At 71.6% G+C, this 16,930-nt stretch carries 17 protein-coding genes; 1 reads left to right on the top strand and 16 read right to left on the bottom strand.

Annotated elements, in window-relative coordinates; genetic code table 11:
- Positions 1–19 precede the first annotated feature (19 nt).
- From OOJ98_RS24830 to OOJ98_RS24800, 7 genes are all read right to left on the bottom strand, one after another.
- Positions 20–793 (bottom strand): alpha/beta fold hydrolase, encoded by a 774-nt coding sequence (locus OOJ98_RS24830; protein WP_267057237.1) that lies wholly within the window; start codon positions 791–793, stop codon positions 20–22.
- Between the two features lie 114 nt (positions 794–907).
- Positions 908–1,510 carry a hypothetical protein gene (locus OOJ98_RS24825; protein ID WP_267057236.1) on the bottom strand — a complete coding sequence of 201 codons (603 nt, stop codon included), beginning with the start codon at positions 1,508–1,510 and terminating at the stop codon, positions 908–910.
- A gap of 93 nt (positions 1,511–1,603) precedes the next feature.
- Positions 1,604–2,098 (bottom strand): hypothetical protein, encoded by a 495-nt coding sequence (locus tag OOJ98_RS24820; protein WP_267057235.1) that lies wholly within the window; start codon positions 2,096–2,098, stop codon positions 1,604–1,606.
- Positions 2,095–3,564 (bottom strand): HAMP domain-containing sensor histidine kinase, encoded by a 1,470-nt coding sequence (locus tag OOJ98_RS24815; RefSeq protein WP_267057234.1) that lies wholly within the window; start codon positions 3,562–3,564, stop codon positions 2,095–2,097. Before OOJ98_RS24815 ends, OOJ98_RS24820 begins: the two co-directional genes overlap by 4 nt.
- Positions 3,561–4,250, bottom strand: coding sequence for a response regulator transcription factor (locus tag OOJ98_RS24810; RefSeq protein ID WP_267057233.1), 690 nt, complete (start codon positions 4,248–4,250; stop codon positions 3,561–3,563). Before OOJ98_RS24810 ends, OOJ98_RS24815 begins: the two co-directional genes overlap by 4 nt.
- A 34-nt stretch (positions 4,251–4,284) precedes the next feature.
- A complete protein-coding gene (murJ, locus tag OOJ98_RS24805) occupies positions 4,285–6,009 on the bottom strand; it encodes a murein biosynthesis integral membrane protein MurJ (RefSeq protein ID WP_267057232.1) in 1,725 nt (574 codons plus the stop codon).
- Entirely contained in the window at positions 5,943–7,100 is a 1,158-nt protein-coding gene (locus OOJ98_RS24800; protein WP_267057231.1) for a peptidoglycan bridge formation glycyltransferase FemA/FemB family protein, read from the bottom strand. The genes murJ and OOJ98_RS24800 overlap by 67 nt, the downstream gene beginning before the upstream one ends.
- 273 nt (positions 7,101–7,373) lie before the next feature.
- On the opposite strand from OOJ98_RS24800, the gene OOJ98_RS24795 reads away from it, so the two are divergent.
- Positions 7,374–8,543, top strand: a complete 1,170-nt coding sequence (locus tag OOJ98_RS24795) for an Ig-like domain-containing protein (protein ID WP_267058226.1) — start codon at positions 7,374–7,376, stop codon at positions 8,541–8,543.
- A 206-nt stretch (positions 8,544–8,749) separates the two neighbouring features.
- Here OOJ98_RS24795 and OOJ98_RS24790 read toward each other — a convergent pair whose 3' ends face one another.
- The 9 genes from OOJ98_RS24790 to OOJ98_RS24750 all read right to left on the bottom strand — a co-directional run bounded on the left by OOJ98_RS24790 (position 8,750) and on the right by OOJ98_RS24750 (position 16,845).
- Positions 8,750–9,634 (bottom strand): amino acid ABC transporter permease, encoded by an 885-nt coding sequence (locus tag OOJ98_RS24790; RefSeq protein ID WP_267057230.1) that lies wholly within the window; start codon positions 9,632–9,634, stop codon positions 8,750–8,752.
- Positions 9,631–10,275 (bottom strand): amino acid ABC transporter permease, encoded by a 645-nt coding sequence (locus tag OOJ98_RS24785; RefSeq protein WP_267057229.1) that lies wholly within the window; start codon positions 10,273–10,275, stop codon positions 9,631–9,633. Before OOJ98_RS24785 ends, OOJ98_RS24790 begins: the two co-directional genes overlap by 4 nt.
- Before the next feature lie 7 nt (positions 10,276–10,282).
- Entirely contained in the window at positions 10,283–11,188 is a 906-nt protein-coding gene (locus tag OOJ98_RS24780) for a glutamate ABC transporter substrate-binding protein (protein WP_267057228.1), read from the bottom strand.
- A 19-nt stretch (positions 11,189–11,207) separates the two neighbouring features.
- Positions 11,208–11,951: an amino acid ABC transporter ATP-binding protein gene (locus tag OOJ98_RS24775; protein WP_267057227.1), complete on the bottom strand. Its 744-nt coding sequence runs from the start codon at positions 11,949–11,951 to the stop codon at positions 11,208–11,210.
- Positions 11,952–12,126: 175 nt separating this feature from the next.
- Positions 12,127–12,555 carry a DUF6278 family protein gene (locus OOJ98_RS24770; RefSeq protein ID WP_267057226.1) on the bottom strand — a complete coding sequence of 143 codons (429 nt, stop codon included), beginning with the start codon at positions 12,553–12,555 and terminating at the stop codon, positions 12,127–12,129.
- 121 nt (positions 12,556–12,676) lie between these two features.
- Positions 12,677–13,456 carry an exodeoxyribonuclease III gene (locus OOJ98_RS24765; protein WP_267057225.1) on the bottom strand — a complete coding sequence of 260 codons (780 nt, stop codon included), beginning with the start codon at positions 13,454–13,456 and terminating at the stop codon, positions 12,677–12,679.
- Between the two features lie 30 nt (positions 13,457–13,486).
- Positions 13,487–14,125: an MBL fold metallo-hydrolase gene (locus tag OOJ98_RS24760; protein ID WP_267057223.1), complete on the bottom strand. Its 639-nt coding sequence runs from the start codon at positions 14,123–14,125 to the stop codon at positions 13,487–13,489.
- Positions 14,126–14,169: 44 nt separating this feature from the next.
- Positions 14,170–15,459 carry an alpha/beta fold hydrolase gene (locus OOJ98_RS24755; RefSeq protein WP_267057222.1) on the bottom strand — a complete coding sequence of 430 codons (1,290 nt, stop codon included), beginning with the start codon at positions 15,457–15,459 and terminating at the stop codon, positions 14,170–14,172.
- A gap of 57 nt (positions 15,460–15,516) precedes the next feature.
- Complete coding sequence (locus OOJ98_RS24750) at positions 15,517–16,845, bottom strand: DUF6777 domain-containing protein (RefSeq protein ID WP_267057221.1); 1,329 nt, start codon at positions 16,843–16,845, stop codon at positions 15,517–15,519.
- Positions 16,846–16,930: the final 85 nt, after the last annotated feature.

Raw genomic sequence — 16,930 nt, 5'->3', positions numbered from 1 at the left:
GGCCCAGGACCCGGCGGGCTCAGACATGGTCGGCCCGCAGGAAGTCCTCCACGGTGCGTATGAGGTCGAGCGGGGTCTCGTCCATGGCGTGGTGTCCGGCGTGGGGCAGTTCGACGAGCTGGCCCGCGGGGTACCAGCGCATCCATGTCCCGCGCAGGAAGGCCGCGTTGATCGCCGGGTCGAGCGCGCCGGCCACCGCCAGGGCGGGCACCGGGGAGCCCTCGGTCTCCTCGTGGAAGTCCTCCCCGGCCCAGGAGTCGAGCCAGGCGCGGAACGCCTTGGGGTCGCTGCGCTCCACCGAGCGCCAGGTCATGCGGTCGAGCCAGGCGTCGGGCCGGTTCCCGCCGGTGGTGAGGTCGATGATCGCCCGGCGCTTGGCGGGCCGCTCGGCGGCCGCGGTGAACAGCGCGCGCGTCTCCTCGTCCATCGGCATGCCGCTCGCGGGGACCGGCGATATGCCGACCATGCGGCGCACCCGGTCGGGGGCGGCGGCCAGGACGCGCTGCACCACGGCGCCGCCCATCGAGTGTCCGATCAGCGAGAAGCGGTGCCAGCCGAGCCGGTCGGCGAGCGCCAGTATGTCCTCGGCGCCCTCGCTGGTGGTGAACGCGCCGGCGGCGTCCCGGGCCTCGCCGTAGCCGCGCAGGTCGACGAAGGCGTAAGTGAAGACGGCCGCGTCCAGGTCGGGCAGGACCGCGGCGTAGTCACCGCGGTCGGCGAGCCAGCCGTGCACGGCGACGACGCGGTGCGGTCCGTCGCCGTGGAGGGTGTGGGGCAGCGTGAATCCGGCCATGGGTACTCCGATTCCGGACGGCGGACGGCGGCGTACGGCCCGCGGTGGTGCGGTCGGCGTGCGGGACGTACGCGTACACGGTGGCGGTCGCCCTGCCGCGAGGCAAGAAGCCGGTCAGAACTGCCAGGGACTGGGGACGGGTTGTGCCGTACGGTCGTCGACGGCGACCTCCGCGGGGGCGAAGCGCCGCGCCTCCTCCAGGGCCCCGACCGCGTCGAAGGCGAAGATCTGCTCCTCGAAACAGAGCCCGTGCGCGCCTACGGGCCGGCCGAGCACGGGTGCCAGGCGGCGGTACATGGAGCGGGGCCTGCTGATATAGGGAAGCGCCGGTGAGCGCAGGTCCACGACGAGCAAGCGGCGCACCTTGGTGCCGGTCCGCAGGGCGACGGCGCTCACCGCGGTCACCTCGTCCCAGTCGATGCGCCCGGCGAGCCAGGTGGGCAGCCGCACGGTGAGGGTGTCGTCGTCCACGTCGATGCGCAGCGGGCGCAGCAGGTAGCCGGCGAAGACGGCGGCGACGCCGGTCATGGCGACGCCGGCGACGGCCATCACGGGGCCGGCGACGTCGCCGTTGGGGCCGTCGAAGACGGCGGCGACCGCGAGCCACCAGAGCACGGCCACCGCGATCGCGGCGAGCGGGACCCAGATCAGGGGGCGCCGCAGCGGCAGGACGACCGGGGCGGCGGCGGGCTGTGTTGGACCGGCTGAATTCTCCACACGCAGAGCTTGGTCCGTCGGCTGCCCGCGCGCCAGAGTGTTACCCATGGGTTTACTGAATTGAAGTCAACGAGGTGTCGGCCCCGCGCCGGGTCAGGTGGTGCAGTTGACGGGTGCCAGCGCGGTCCCGGCGCCGGCGCCCCTGATCGTCACGCTCATGTCCCTGCCGCGTGCCACCGCCCGCAGGGCCGTGCAGGCGATCTGGCGCCGGGCGACCAGGGTGAGCTTCGAGACGTCCTGGTCGAGCACGACCATGATCCCGCTCTCGTTCACGCCCAGCCTCGACGGACCGCCCAGCGGCGGCAGTTCGGAGCGGATCCCGGCCGCCCGCTCGTCCGCGTCCGGGCCCGCGAAGAGGAGCGGGAGAGCGGGCTGGGGGGTGCCGGAGCGCACCACGGGCATCAGGCCGTCGGGGCCGACGAAGTAGAGCACGGTGCCCTCGTCGGGGGGCGGCACCGCCTGTGCGGTCGCGGGGTCGCCCACCGCGATGACGTCGGTGGACTGGATGCCGCAGCCCGCCGCGAGCAGCCCGGCGGGCAGCAGGGCGAAGGCGGCCAGGACGCGCGGCGCGGTGATCTTGAATCTCATCGCGCCGCCTCGACGGGCGCGGCGGCTTCGAGCCCCGTGGGCAGCTCGACGGTGAAGACGGCGCCGCCCTCCGGTGCGTTCGCCGCGCGGACCGTGCCGCCGTGCAGCCGTACGTTCTCCAGGGTGATCGCGAGGCCGAGGCCGCTGCCCGCCGAGCGGGTACGGGCGGCGTCGGCCTTGAAGAAGCGGTCGAAGATGTGCGGCAGGACGGCCGCGTCGATGCCGGGCCCCGCATCGGCCACCTCGACGGTGAGCGGGCCGTCGCCGCGGGCCGGGCGCAGCCGCACGGTGACCGGCTCGGAGCCGTGCCGCAGGGCGTTGCCGACGAGGTTGGCGATCACGAGGTCGAACCGCCTCGGGTCGATCATCGCCCTTACTCCGTCCGGGAGTTCGGTGAGGACGCGGTCCTGCCAGTGCCGTCCCTGGAGGGTCTTGCGGATGGCTTCGGCGACGTCGACCTCGTCGGTGTTGAGTTCGGCGGCCTTGGCGTCGAAGCGGGAGATCTCCATGAGGTCCTCGACGAGGGTGGCGAGCTTGCCGGTCTCGGCCGAGATGAGGCGGACCGCGCGCGCCGTGTCGGGGTCGAGGCCGTCGGCGTCCTCGTCGAGCACCTCGGTGACGGCGAGCATGCCGGCGAGCGGGGTGCGCAGTTCGTGGCTGACGTCGGACGCGAACCGTCTGGCCCGCGCCTCGGCCTTCTGCAACTCCTCCACGGAGCGCTCCAGTTCCTCCGCCGAATCGTTGAACGTGTGGGCCAGGTCGGCGAGTTCATCCGATCCCTTGACCTCGATACGGGTGTCGAGACGGCCCTTGCCCATGCTGCTCGCGGCCCGCCGCAGATCGCGCACCGGGCGCAGCACGCTGCGGGCGGCCAGCAGGGCGGGGACCACGGCGACGGCGAGCGCGGGCAGCGCGCCGTTCTTGGCCGCCGAGACCATCGCCTCGATGGTGATGCTCTCGGTCTTGAGGTCCATCACCGCGTAGAGGAAGACCCCGCTGCGCTGCTCGTCGGCCATGCCGCGGTCGAACATCACGGGCATGCCGATGGTCAGGTAGGGGGTGCCGTCCTGGATCACGCGCTGGAACGAGCCGTGCGCGTTGGCGTGGGTCTGGCGGCGCAGTTCGTCGGTGATGACGGTGGAGGTGGGCCGGCTGGTGGAGGAGGCGCGCAGGGTGCCGTACTCGGCGAAGACGAACCAGGGGTGCGGTTTGCCCGCCCTGGCCAGCGTGCGGCAGACGTTCTGCAGCGCGGCCGCGGAGGTGGGCAGCGAGAAGTACTCGTTGGCTATCTGCTCGCGGAACTGCTCGACGGCCTGGTCCTGGGCCTGTTTGAGGATGGCCGAGCGGGCCGACTGGTAGGTGAGGGCGGCAGTGGTGACGGCGCTGATCGCGGCCACCAGGAGGAACGCCGCGATGAGCCGGGTGCGCAGGCCGGGGCGGAGCGCGCGGCGCGGCGAGAACCTCACAGCGGTCCGAAGCGGTAGCCGAAGCCGCGCACGGTCTGGATGTAGCGGGGGGCGCTGTCGGTGCCACCGGTGTCGCCGAGCTTCTGGCGCAGCCGCCGTACACAGGCGTCGACGAGCCGGGCGTCGCCGTGGTAGCTGTGCTCCCACACCGATTCGAGGAGCTGCTGGCGGCTGAAGACCTGCTCGGGCGAGGCCGCGAGGTGGAGCAGGAGCTTGAGTTCGGAAGGGGCGAGGGCGAGGCGCTCGCCGTTCTTGGCGGCGGTCAGGCCGGCCCGGTCGAGGGCGAGTTCGCCGTGGACCTCGGGGCCCGAGCGGGTGACGGGGTCGGCGAGGCGGCGCAGGACCGCGCGGATGCGGGCCTCGATGACCTCGGTGCGGGCGGGCTTGACGATGTAGTCGTCGGCCCCGGCCTCCAGGCCGATCACCACGTCGAAGTCGTCGCCGCGCGCGGTGAGCATGATGATCGGCAGCTGGCTCGTCTCGCGGATCCTGCGGCAGACCTGGACGCCGTTCATGCCGGGCAGCATGAGGTCGAGCAGGACCAGCTCGGGGTGGAAGGTCTTGAGCGAGGCGAGTCCGGCCTCGCCGGTCCCGGCCGCCCGCACCTCGTGGCCGCGCCGGCGCAGGCCGAGCTCGACCCCTTCGCGCACGGAGGGGTCGTCTTCTATGAGGAGCACGCGAGGCATAGGCGTCAGTATCCCAAGGGTCTGGATTGTCCCGTCACCGGGCTCGGTGCCGGCCGCCGGCGGGGCGCACCCGGCCGGCGGGGCGCACCTTGTCGAGCACGGCGTTGATGTCGGTGAGGCCGAGCGGCCGGGCGAGCAGCGCGAGGACGACCACGAGCGCGACGGTCCCCGCGCCGGCCCCGGCGACGCTGCCGAGCGGGTCGGCGGCGCGCGCCGCTCCGTAACCGAGCGCGGCGGCGGGCACGCAGGCCAGGAGGAGCCGCAGGTGGGCGAGGACGGCGGGCGAGCGCACCAGCGGGCCGCCGCCGAGCCTGCGGTTGAGGGTGTACGCGGTGGCCGCCAGCCCCGCGCACAGCGCCACGGTGTAGGCCCCGGCGATCCCGGTCACCGCCCAGCGCGCCGGGAGCACGGCGTACGCGACGACGGTGAGCGCGGCGTTCAGGCCGGAGATGACGAGGTTGAGCAGGAAGGGGGTGCGGGTGTCGCCGAGCGCGTAGAAGCCGCGCGAGAGGACGTACTGACCGGACAGCGCCACGAGGCCGGGCGCGAACGCCATGAGCATGCCCGCCATGATCGCGATGTCGCCGGAGCCGGTCCTCCCGTACGCGTAGACCGAGCCGAGGATCCAGGGCGCGAGCGCGAACAGGGCGCAGGCGGCGGGCACGATGACCGCGGCGCAGGTCCGCAGCCCGTACGAGAGGTCGCGGCGCACCTGGGCGAGGTCGCCGTCGGCCGACGCGCGGCTCATCTTCGGCATGAGGGCGGTGACGAGGGACACGGTGACGATGCCGTGCGGCACCATCCAGAGCACATAGGCGTTGGTGTACGCGGTGTAGCCCGCTCCCCCGCCGACGCCCTCGCGCACGGCCTCGGCTCCGGCGGTGGTGGAGAGCCGGGTCACCACCCAGTAGGCGAGCTGGTTGGAGACGACGAGCAGCACCGCCCAGCCCGCCGAGCGCAGCGGCCGGCCGAGCCCGTGGCCGCGCCAGTCGAACCGCGGGCGCCAGCGGAACCGGGCCGCGCGCAGCGACGGCACCAGGGCGAGGGCCTGGACGGCGATGCCGGCGGTGGTGCCCCAGCCGAGCAGGCGCGCGTCGCCCGCGCTCAGGGTGCCGCCGCCCTGTGCGGCGAGGGCCAGATAGGACCCGAACACGGCGATGACGACGATGTTGTTGAGCACCGGCGTCCACATCATGGCGCCGAACCTGCCGCGCGCGTTGAGGACTTGGCCGAACAGCGTGAACAGGCCGTAGAAGAGGATCTGCGGCAGGCAGTAGCGGGCCAGCGCGATGGTGAGGTCGGCCTGGGCGCCGCTGTAGTCGGTGTATCCGTGGACGATCGCCGGGGCGGCGAGGACGGCGAGCGCCGTGATCACGGCGAGCGCGCAGGCGCAGGCCGTCATGAGCCGGTCGGTGTAGGCCGCGCCGCCGTCGCTGTGCTCCTTGGCCGCACGCACCAGCTCGGGCACGAAGACCGCGTTGAGGGTGCCGCCGATGAGCAGCATGTAGAGGATGTTGGGGACGTTGTTGGCGACGGCGTACCCGTCGCCGAGCAGCCCGACGCCGAGCGCCGCCGCGATCACCGCGGAGCGTACGAAGCCGGTGGCGCGCGAGACGACGGAGCCGGCCGCCATCAGTGCGCTGCTGCGCAGCAGCCCCGCGCTCGCGCTCCCGGCCGGGGCCGCGGTGGTGGTCACCGGCGTGCCAGATACGCCTGGAAGGCGCGGTAGAGCGCGTTGTTGGTGGTCCCGCCCGTGCATGTCTCCCACTCCCCCAGGGTCTCGGCGACGTGGCCGCCGGTGCCCAGTTTCCAGCGCAGCAGACCGAAGGGGCGGTCGTGCGGATCGAGAGTGGAGGGTACCCCGCGCATGTCGTAGACCTCGGCGCCGCAGGCGCGGGCGTCCTGGATCATCTGCCACTGCAGCGCGTTGCTGGGGCGCACCTCGCGGCGGTGGTCGGCGGACGCGCCGGTCTGGTACCAGGCCCGCCCGCCCACCGTGATCATGGTGTGCGCGGCGAGCACCTCGCCCCGGTGGACGGCGAGGTAGAGCCGCATCCGGCCGGACTGTTCGGCGTTGAGGGCCGCGTACTGGCGCTCGTAGTACGCCAGGGAGCGGCCGAGGCGGAATCCGTCGCGCTCCTCGGTGATCCGCAGCAGCCGGTAGAACTCCGGCAGGTACTCGGGGCCGGCGACGACGACCTCCACCCCAGCCCGGTCGGCGGCGCGCACATTGCGCCGCCACTCCTGGTTGAGCCCGGCCCACAGCTGCTCGGTGGTGCGCCCTGCCAGCGGCAGCCGGAAGACGTGGCGGGGCTGGGCGTCGGCGTCGCCGCCGTCGTCGCCGCACCGCTTCCAGCCGCGGGCGCGCAGCCGTTCGGCGACGGCGGAGCCGAGCGGGTCCACCTCGCTCGCGAGGACGTCGCCGATCCTGCGGCCGGCTCCGGTGGCGGCCTTGAGGCGGGAGGCCTCCCAGCGCCGGTAGGCGGGCATGGGCCCGATCCGCACCGCGAACGCGCCGGCCCTCCGCAGATGGCGCAGCAGGGGGCCGAGCCAGCGGTCGATATGCGGGTCGGACCAGTCGGCGACCGGGCCTTCCGGCAGATAGGCGAAGTATTTCCGGGTGCCGGGGAATTGCCGGTAGAGAATCTGGGCCGCGCCGGTCAATTCACCGCTGTCAAGGGACCATCCGACCCTTTCACTGGCCCATTGGTCCTTCACATCGGCCCACGAGGGACATTGCAGAAAGCTGACGTCGGCCCGGCCTTCGAGGAAGGTCCGGTACTCGGCGGTGTCCAGGGCGCGGACCCCGGCGTCCTGGTCTCGCTCGCCGGTCACCAGCAGTGCGGACACGTCTGTGGCCTCCCAAGTGCGCCCCGGCGTCGGCCCCCCGGGGATGCACAGGATGCTCACAGCGGTCCATGACCACTTCTCGCGTCGAATGTGACCGGACGATGACCGTTGTTGTGCGGTTCTTGTCACAGAGGAATCGCGGAGCTTTCCGCTGCGTCCTGCAACCTGAAGTCCGGCTGGTGACTCTCACCTATGGAAAACGCATGTGCAACGGAGGTCTTTCAGTTGAGCCGCACACCTCGCCACCCCTCCTTCTCCCGCCGTTCGGTCCGCATCGCCGCCGTCGCCGGAACGGCGGCCCTCGCCGCCGCGCTGACGGCGTGCGGGGGCGGCGGGTCCTCCTCCGGCGACGGAAAGACCGATCTCAAAGCGGCGAAGAAGCCGGAGATCGCGGTGAATCTGACGGGTGATCAGGCGAAGGCCGGTGAGCCGGTGAAGGTCACGCTCGCCGACGGCGCCCTGGGGAGCGTCACGGTCACCGACGCCAAGGGCGGCACGCTCACCGGCAAAATAGCCGCCGACGGCAGGTCCTGGACCTCCGAGCGCTCGGCCGCGCCCGGCACCAAGTACACCGTCGAGGCGAAGGACGCCAAGGGCGCGACGGCACGGGCCTCGTTCACCACGGCCGCCGCAGGCAAGGTCAACAAGGTGAGCATGGTGCCGGGCAAGGGCACCACGGTGGGCGTGGGCCAGCCGGTCTCGATCGTCTTCGACAACCCGGTCAAGAACAAGGCCGACGTGGAGAAGCACCTCAAGGTGACGACCTCGGACAGCACCGAGGGCTCCTGGGGCTGGATGCAGGACTACTCGGGCAAGGACCGCATCGACTGGCGCCCCAAGGAGTACTGGAAGTCCGGCACCAAGGTGACCCTGGAGGCCGACCTCAACGGCGTCGACTCGGGCACCTCGGGCGGCTGGTTCGTGAAGGACTACAAGACCGACTTCACGATCGGCAGGAACCAGATCGCCAAGGTGGACCTCTCCACCCACCGCCTCAAGCTCTACCGCGACGGCGCGCTCCTGAAGGACATCCCGGTGTCGGCGGGCACCCCCGGCGGCGACAAGGCGTCGTGGCGCGGCAAGACCGTCCTGATGGCGAAGGAGGGCACGATCAACATGAACTCCGAGACCGTGGGCCTCGGCAGCTCGTACAACAAGATGGTCGACTACTCGATGCGGCTCACCTGGTCCGGGATGTACGCGCACGCGGCGCCCTGGAACGCCTCCTACTTCGGTGCCGCCAACAAGAGTTCGGGCTGCATCGGCATGAGCGACGCGGACGCCAAGTACGTGTACGGGACGGTCCAGGTCGGCGACCCGTTCGAGATCACCGGCGACGGGGCCAAGGGCACCCAGGCCCTCAACAACGGCTACGGCGAGTGGAACCTGTCGTACGACGCGTGGAAGGCGAAGAGCGCCCTGACCGCCCCGGCGGCCGGCTGACCCGCCGGCGCTGCGGAGAGCGGCCCCCGTCGCCCTTCTTCACGACGTGGGCCCGCTCCGCATCGAGCACAACCCGCTCGGCACGCAGCTGACCTTCTCCTCGCCCGCGTCGGATCCGTCATCTCTGACGGTGCCGCTCCGCGAGAAGTGATCACCGGCTGCTGCCGGGCGGGCATGGCCCCTGAGCTGCTGCACTCCCCCCGGCCTCAAGGACCCGGCTGGGGCCCCCTCGGCAGCAGCGTCCCTGGTTCGGCCGGTGCGACGTCCACGGCCTCCGTCTTGGGATTGCGCTTCTGTCTCCTGGCCATCCAGGTGGCGAACCAGGAAAGCAGCATGCACATCCCGATGTAGATCGGTGAGATCACCATCACCACGGGGATGAACGGCAAATCGTAGTCGAGATTCGACGCGATGAGCTTCCCCGCGTGGAGGAACTCCTCATAGGTGATCAGATAGCCGAGCGAGGTGTCCTTCAGGGCGACCACCAGCTGGCTGATGATGGTCGGCAGCATCGCCCTGACCCCCTGGGGGACCAGCACGTACGTCATGACCTGCGCCTTGCGCATGCCGAGAGAGAATGCCGCCTCCTTCTGGCCGCGTTCCACGGAGTTGACGCCGGCCCGGAAGACCTCGGCGAGGACCGAGCCGTTGTACAGCGTGAGGCCGGCCACCAGAGCGGGCAGCGGCTGCACCTTCAGCGCCACGAAGATGAAGAAGATCATCACGAGGACGGGCATCGCGCGGAAGAACTCGACGAGCAGGGTCGCCAGCCAGCGCACCGGCCGGTGGTCGGAGAGCCGCCCCGTGGCGAGCACCGCGCCGAGCGCGAGCGAGAGCACCGAGGCGAACGCGAAGGCCCGCAGGGTGTTGCCGAGCCCGCGGAGCAGCAGCTCCTGGATGCCCTTGTACTCGAACGGCGTCCACTTGGCGGAGGTGAACTGGTCGGTGTCGAACAGGAGATACAGGACCCAGCCGATCAGGGCGAGGATCAGGATCGTCGAGATGACTCCGTAGACCAGGTGCCGCTGTCGGGTCCTGGGCCCCGGGATGTCGTAGAGGGCGGTGGATTCCGTGGCCAGTGGCGCGGTCATCGGGCGACTCCCCAGCGCTTCTCGAGGACGGTGAAGACGGCGCTGATGAAGAGGGTGATGATCAGGTAGCCGACGGCGATCCAGACGAAGGTCCAGATGATGTTGTAGCCGAGCTCGCTCAACGTCTTGTACGTGCCGAGGAGTTCGGTCACGCTGAACGCCCCCGCGATCGCCGAGTTCTTGGCGAGCGCGATCAGGGTGGAACCGATCGGCGGGATCACCGAGCGGAACGCCTGCGGCAGCACGACCCCGGAGAGGGTCTGCCCGAACGTCATCCCGAGGCTTCGGGCCGCCTCGCCCTGGCCCTTCGGCACGGTGTTGATGCCGGAGCGCAGCGCCTCGCAGATGAACGCGGAGGTGTAGCAGCCGAGCGCGATCACCGCGAAGAGCTGGAAGGGCAGCACCAGGCCGAAGCGCGGCAGGCCGAGCAGCACGGCGAAGAAGAGCAGGGTGAGCGGTGTGTTGCGCAGCACCGTCACCCAGACCGTGCCGAGCGCGCGGAACGAGCCGACCGGTGACACCCGGCACGACGCCATGACGAAGCCGAGCACCAGGGCCAGCGCCGAGGCGTAGACGGTCAGTTCGACGGTGCCGAGGAAGCCCTTGCCGTACAGCGAGAAGTTCTTGGTGAGTACGTCCATTGCGGCCTCAGCTCGCCGGGTAGCGGTCGATGGGCGGCGCGGGGGCCGGGGGGCGCCCGGACAGGCCGAGCGTCGCGTCGTACGCCTTCTTCCAGTCGCCGTTCTTCTCGTGGGCCTCGATGGCGTCGTCGAGGAAGAACCGCAGCGTGTTGTCGCTCCTGGGCACGCCGACGCCGTACGGCTCCTTGGAGAACGGCTTGCCGACCACCTTGAGTTCGTCGGGCACCTTGGCCGCGTAGCCGCTCAGGATGGTGTCGTCGGTGGTGACGGCCGCGACCTGGAAGGTGAGCAGGTTGTCGACGCACACCGAGTAGGTGTCGTAGGCGACCATGTCGACCTTCGGGTAGTCCTTCACCATCCGCTGGTACGGGGTGGAGCCGGCGGCCGAGCAGACCCGCTTGCCGTCGAAGTCCTGGGGCGTGGTGAGGTTGTCCTCGTCCGTGCGCACCAGGAGCCCCTGGCCCGCCATGTAGTAGGGGCCCGCGAAGCCGACTAGCTTCTTGCGGTTGTCGTTGATGGTGTAGGTGCCGACGTAGTAGTCGATCTGGCCGTTCTGCAGTGCGGTTTCACGGTTCGCCGAGGCGATCGTCTTGAATTGGATGGTCGCCGGATCGAAGCCGAGCGAAGCGGACATCATTTTGGCGATCTCGATGTCGAAGCCGGTGTAGACGCCGGTGGCCGGGTCCTTCTCGCCGAGGTAGGGCTGGTCCTCCTTGGCGCCGACGACCAGGTGGCCGCGGTTCTTCGCGCGCCGCCACACCGGGGAGTCGGGCAGGCTGACGTCCTTGGCCACCGAGTAGTGCGGCAGCAGTTCGGCCTTGGGGCCCTTGACCGGCGGGCTGCCCGACTTGCCGCAGCCGGCCAGGGCCAGGACGAGCAGCAGCGCGGCGAGCGCGCGTCGTGTGGCCGTCATCGTTGCGTTCACCCCCCGTTCAGTGCTTGAGGATCTTGGAGAGGAAGTCCTTGGCCCGGTCGCTCTGCGGGTTGGTGAAGAAGTCGTCGGGGGTGCGGTCCTCGATGATGCGTCCGTCCGCCATGAACACCACGCGGTTGGCGGCGGAGCGGGCGAAGCCCATCTCGTGGGTGACGACGACCATGGTCATGCCGTCCCGGGCGAGCTGCTGCATGACTTCGAGCACCTCGTTGATCATCTCCGGGTCGAGCGCCGAGGTGGGCTCGTCGAAGAGCATGACCTTGGGGTCCATGGCGAGGGCACGGGCGATGGCCACGCGCTGCTGCTGACCGCCGGAGAGCTGGGCGGGGAGCTTCTCCGCCTGCGCGGCGAGGCCGACCCGGTCGAGGAGCTCGTGGGAGCGCTGGTCGGCCTCCTCCTTCTTCCGGCCGCGCACCTTCATCTGGGCCAGCGAGACGTTGGCGAGGACGGACTTGTGCGCGAAGAGGTTGAACGACTGGAAGACCATGCCGACTTCGGCGCGGAGCTGGGCGAGGCCCTTGCCTTCCGCGGGGAGCGGCCGGCCGTCGATGGCGATGGAGCCCGACTCGATCGTCTCGAGGCGGTTCATCGTCCGGCAGAGCGTCGACTTGCCCGAGCCGGACGGGCCGATGACCACCACCACCTCCCCGCGGCCGACGGTGAGGTTGATGTCCTGGAGGACGTGCAGCGTCCCGAAGTACTTGTTGACGTCACGCAGCTCGATCAACGGATCGACGGCCATACACTGTCCTGCCCACTCATCGCTGTGTCGAGGTCAGCGCAAACTATCCAGCCCGATAAGGGACTTCATCTCGACACGCGCGAATAGGGCATAAACCGTATTTTGGCCTGACGCTCATGAGGCGCCGTGCGGACGTGCTGCGCGCCGACCGGGGCGGGCTCCAGGGCGGGCCCGGTCAGGCCTCCGCGGCCTCCGCGTAGACCTGGAACAGTTCGGGGGCACCGGTCGCCGCCCAGGTCAGGCCCGCGTCCACCACGTCGATCTCTCGGCCGGAGGCGAGCCGCACCACGGGCTGGCCGCCGGGCCACACGTCCCAGCTCGCGCCGGGCACGGTGCGGACGATGACGGTGCCGAGGTAGAGGCCCGCGTCGTTGCCGAGCCAGGGCAGCTCCTCCGGGTCCTCGCGCCAGCGCGGGGTCAGCTGGTCGAGGGCGTCCAACGAGGCCGGGGAGTCGTCCAGTTCGAGGCTGTTCTGCCAGGCCCTGGTGCGCAGCAGTTCACACTCCGAGAGCACCTCCGCGACGCCCTGCGGGTCCTCCCGGTAGATCTCCGCCACGGACGCCGCCGCCGAGTGCCGCCTTCGCCAGTTCTGGAGGAAGTTCATACGATCCAGACTCCCATTTGAACGGTCAGTAGCACTACGGGGCACGCGGGGCGGCGTGCCGGTGGCCGTGCCGGGCCGCTCGCACCTGCCGGGGCCGCCCGCGGCGGAGTGCGGGGCCGGCTCAGACGTCCAGGTCCACCACGACCGGCGCGTGGTCGGACGCGCCCTTGCCCTTGCGCTCCTCGCGGTCGACGTAGCTGTCCTTGACGGCGCCGGCGAAGGGCTCGTTGCCGTAGACCAGGTCGATGCGCATGCCCCGGTTCTTGGGGAAGGCGAGCTGTCGGTAGTCCCAGTAGGTGTAGGGGCGGTCGTACTTCAGCGGGCGCGGCACCACGTCGGACAGGCCGGCCTCCCGCAGGGCCGCGAGCGCGGCGCGCTCCGCCGGGGTGACATGGGTGAGGCCCTCGAAGACGGCCGGGTCGTACACGTCCTCGTCGGTGGGGGCCACGTTGAAGTCGCCGAGCACGGCGAAGGGGCGCGGGCCCGCCGCGTCCTCGGCGACGGCCGCCTTCAGGGCCTCGAACCAGGTCAGCTTGTACGCGTAGTGGTCGTGGGCGACCTCGCGGCCGTTCGGCACGTAGACCGACCAGAGGCGGACCCCGCCGCAGGTCGCCGAGATCGCGCGCGGCTCCTCCACGCCCTCGTAGTCCGGGCCGCCGGGCAGCCCGAGCACGACATCGTCGAGGCCGACCCGGGAGACCAGGGCCACCCCGTTCCACCGGCCGGTGGCGTTGACCGCCGACTCGTAGCCGAGCTCGCGCAGCTCGGCGGCGGGGAAGCCCTCGACGGTGGTCTTGGTCTCCTGGATGCACAGCACATCGGTGCCGCTGCTCTCCAGCCAGGCCAGCAGACGGGGCAGCCGAGCGGTGATCGAGTTCACGTTCCAGGTGGCGATGCGCATGGATCCCAACCTACCGCCCGGCTCCGACAGTCACAGTCGGGTCGTGTCCCCGGGGGTCAGCCGGACGTGGTCGGCGCCGCCGAGCGAGCCGATCTGGGAGTCGTAGATCGGCCGGGCGAGGTCGGTGAGCAGGGCGTCGTGGACGTCGATGGCGCGGCGCGGCTTCACCTCGCGCACGTAGTCGATCACCTCGGAGATCTTGTTCCAGGGTGCCATCACCGGAAGCATCAGGGTGTCGACGGCGTGGTCGGGCACGGTGAGCGCGTCGCCGGGGTGGAAGACCGAACCGTCGATCAGGAAGCCGACGTTGGTGATGCGCGGGATGTCGGGGTGGATCACGGCGTGCAGTTCGCCGTGGACCTGGATGTCGAACCCGGCCGCCTCGAAGGTGTCACCGTGGCCGACGGTGTGGACGCGGCCGGGGAAGGCCGCCGAGATCTTCTCCGCGACGCTGCGCAGGGTCCAGAGTTCGGCGGCCGGGTTGGCTTCGAGGCCGGCCCGCAGCCGGTCCTCGTTGAAGTGGTCCAGGTGCTCGTGAGTGACCAGGATGACGTCGGCACCCACCGCCGCGTCCTGCTCACTGAAGGTGCCCGGATCGATGACGACGGTGCGGCCGTCCTTGCTCAGCCGGACGCAGGCGTGGGTCTTCTTGGTCAGGTGCAGACTCATGGGCCCATCCTGCTCCCGGCCCGGCGTCCGGGTGCGGAATCAGGTCATCCGCGCGGGGTGGTTTCCTCCCGGATGACCGCACCGACGACCCGGAACGCGGCGCTCGCCGCGGGGGCGCCGCAGTACACGCCGGTCTGGAGGAGGATCTCCTCGATCTCGTCCGGGGTGAGTCCCGCGCGCAGCGCGGCCCGGGTGTGCGCGGCAAGGTCGTCCAAGTGGCCGCCCGTGGTGAGCGCGGCGAGGGCGACCGCGGCCCGGGTCCGCCGGTCGAGGCCTTCCCTGGACCACACCTCGCCCCAGACGTGCCGGGTCGTGATCCGGTCGAAGTCGCTCCTGAAGGCGTCGGCTCCGGCGGTCTCGGCGTCCACATGGGCGTCGCCGAGCACCTCGCGCCGGATCTTCATGCCGCGCTCGTACGCGTCCGGGCCGGCGACGGGCTCGGCGGGGGCGGGGGCCACCGTCTCGGCCGGCGCCTCGGGCGCGAGCGGGGCCGCCGTCCGGGGCACCGGCGGCACCGGCACGGCGGGCGGCACGGCGATGGTGGTGAGCGTTTCCTGCCAGGCCGTCGAGAAGTGGCGTACGAGAAGGTCGGTGACGGCGGCGGGCTGCTCGACCGGGGCCAGATGGGAGGCGCCCGGCACCACGGCGAGGCCGGCGCCGGGAACGCCCGCGACCAGGGTGCGGGCCTCGCCGGGCCCGGTCACCCGGTCCTCGGCGCCGACCAGCGCGAGCGTGGGCACGGTGATCCGGCTGAGGTCGGCCCGGATGTCGAACGCGGCGAGCGCCTCGCAGGCCGCGATGTAGCAGGCCGGATCGGTCGTGCGGACCATCTGCACGGCCCACTCCACGATGGCGGGCTGGGCCGCGGCGTACGCGGCGGTGAACCAGTGCTCGGGCGCGGCGCGCGCCATCGGGTCCATGCCGTTGCTGCGGACGATCACGCCGCGCCGGCGGTACTCGTCGGCGGTGCCGAACCGGGGCGAGGCGGCGACCAGGGCCAGCGAGGCGATCCGGTGCGGGTGGCGCAGGGCCAGATCGGCGCCGATCGCGCCGCCTATGGAGCACCCGGCGTAGCCGAAGCGCTGGACGCCGAGCCCGTCGAGGGTGGCGATCAGCCGGTCCCCCAGCTCGGCCACGGAATGGGCGGGCTCGGCGGGCGCCCCACCGTGCCCCGGCAGATCGAACCGCACCACGCGCCAGGTGCCGGCCAGCTCGGGTATCTGCCGGTCCCACATGTGCCAGGTGGTACCGAGGGAGGGGCCCATGACCAGCACAGGAGCGTCTTCTGGCCCGTCAACGCGGTACTGCAGGGTGTTCTTCGGTGTCTCGCTCACCCGCCCGACCCTCTCATCAGTCACGAAAAGTCACGTCGGCGGGGTGAACCTAGCGGCTCATGAACCTCCGTGCGTCCCCGGGGACGAGGGCGGTTGTGCGGGTCCGGACGACGCGGGCGACTCCTCCGGGGCCGACGAGGACGGAGGCTGCGAGGCGGGCGACGACGGGGGCTGCGAAGCGGGCGAGGAGGGGGGTTGCGAGGAGGGCGGGACGGACGTGTGCGGGCAGGGCTTCGCCGAGGACGCGCCGAGCGAGAGCGACACGCACGGTGAGGGACTGCCCGTCGAGGACGACTCGTCGGCGGACGGCGAGCCCGACGGGGGCGAGGAGGGGTGGGTCGCGGGCGGCGTCGTCTTCGTGTCGCCGCGGCCCGAGTCGCCCTTGTGCCGTGCGAACCAGCCACCGCTGTCCGGGTCGTACACGACGAACGTGTTCACCACCTGCGCGGCCGGCGCCACGACCACGACGTTCGACGGCCGGTAGCCGGGCCACGCCTCTCCCGTCCGCTTCGGCGTGCCCTTCTGGGCGACGGGCGGCAGCAGCGGGTTGCCGCAGGCACAGCGCACCCGCGGTACGCCGCGGTCGTCGACGAGTACCGCGGTCCCGGCCTGCAGCACGGCCTGGTAGCTGGTGGGGGCGCCGTCGCGGTAACCGTGGTTGGTCACGCGGGTGTCCAGCCGCAGCCGCACCGGCGTGAGCGCGCGCAGATAGCCGGGAACACCGGAGGGTTCGATGGCGAGGACGGAGGCGAACGCCTTGTTCTTGGCCGGGTCCTTCCGGAGCGCGCCGATCTGTTGCTCCACGTCGCAGCTGCCGACCGTGCGCGTTCCGCCGTACAGGCCGGGGTCGGCGCCGTCGACAGCGCGCGTCACGTTGGCCGAGGCCGACGAACTCGGCAGTGCGACCGGGGAGGACGGCGTGGAGTCGCCGCGGGCCGTCGACGCGGTGAAGGGGTCGGGCCCCGACTTTCCCGCCGGCTGGAGGAGGACCTCGCCCCCAGCCTGCGACGAGCCGCCCGATGAGCCGCCGGGGCGCGTGAGGACGACGGCCGCCACCACCGCGGCCACTACGACGGCGGAGATCGCCGCGACGCGGGGCGCGGACTTCCACCACGGCCGGGGCGGCCCGGAGCCGGCGCCCGGCTCGTCCGGCCCGTCGCCGCGCCCACCGCCCTGCCCGCCGCCGCCCGGACCGCCCGGCCCGCCTGGCGGGCCGCTGTCCGGCGGCCCCGACGGCCGCTCGGGCCCCGGAGGCGGCGTCGAATCGGGGCGCGTCGCGCCCGCCCGGGTGGAGCCCGGCCCGGAGGGGCTCGGCTGCGAAGGGCCCGAGAGCGGGCCCGAAGGCGGTCCTGTGGGGCGTCCTGACGACGGCGGCTCGACGCTCACGAACACTTCTTCCCTGCGTTGGGTGAACTGACGTAGGAGGATCTGCTGCGTACGTTTCATCCCTTACGCGCCCATTGTGTGCATC

The sequence above is a fragment of the Streptomyces sp. NBC_00083 genome (genome assembly GCF_026343295.1).
GTDB lineage: Bacteria > Actinomycetota > Actinomycetes > Streptomycetales > Streptomycetaceae > Streptomyces.
Note: the sequence above shows the minus strand (reverse complement) of the source record. Positions and strands in the feature narration are given on the sequence as shown.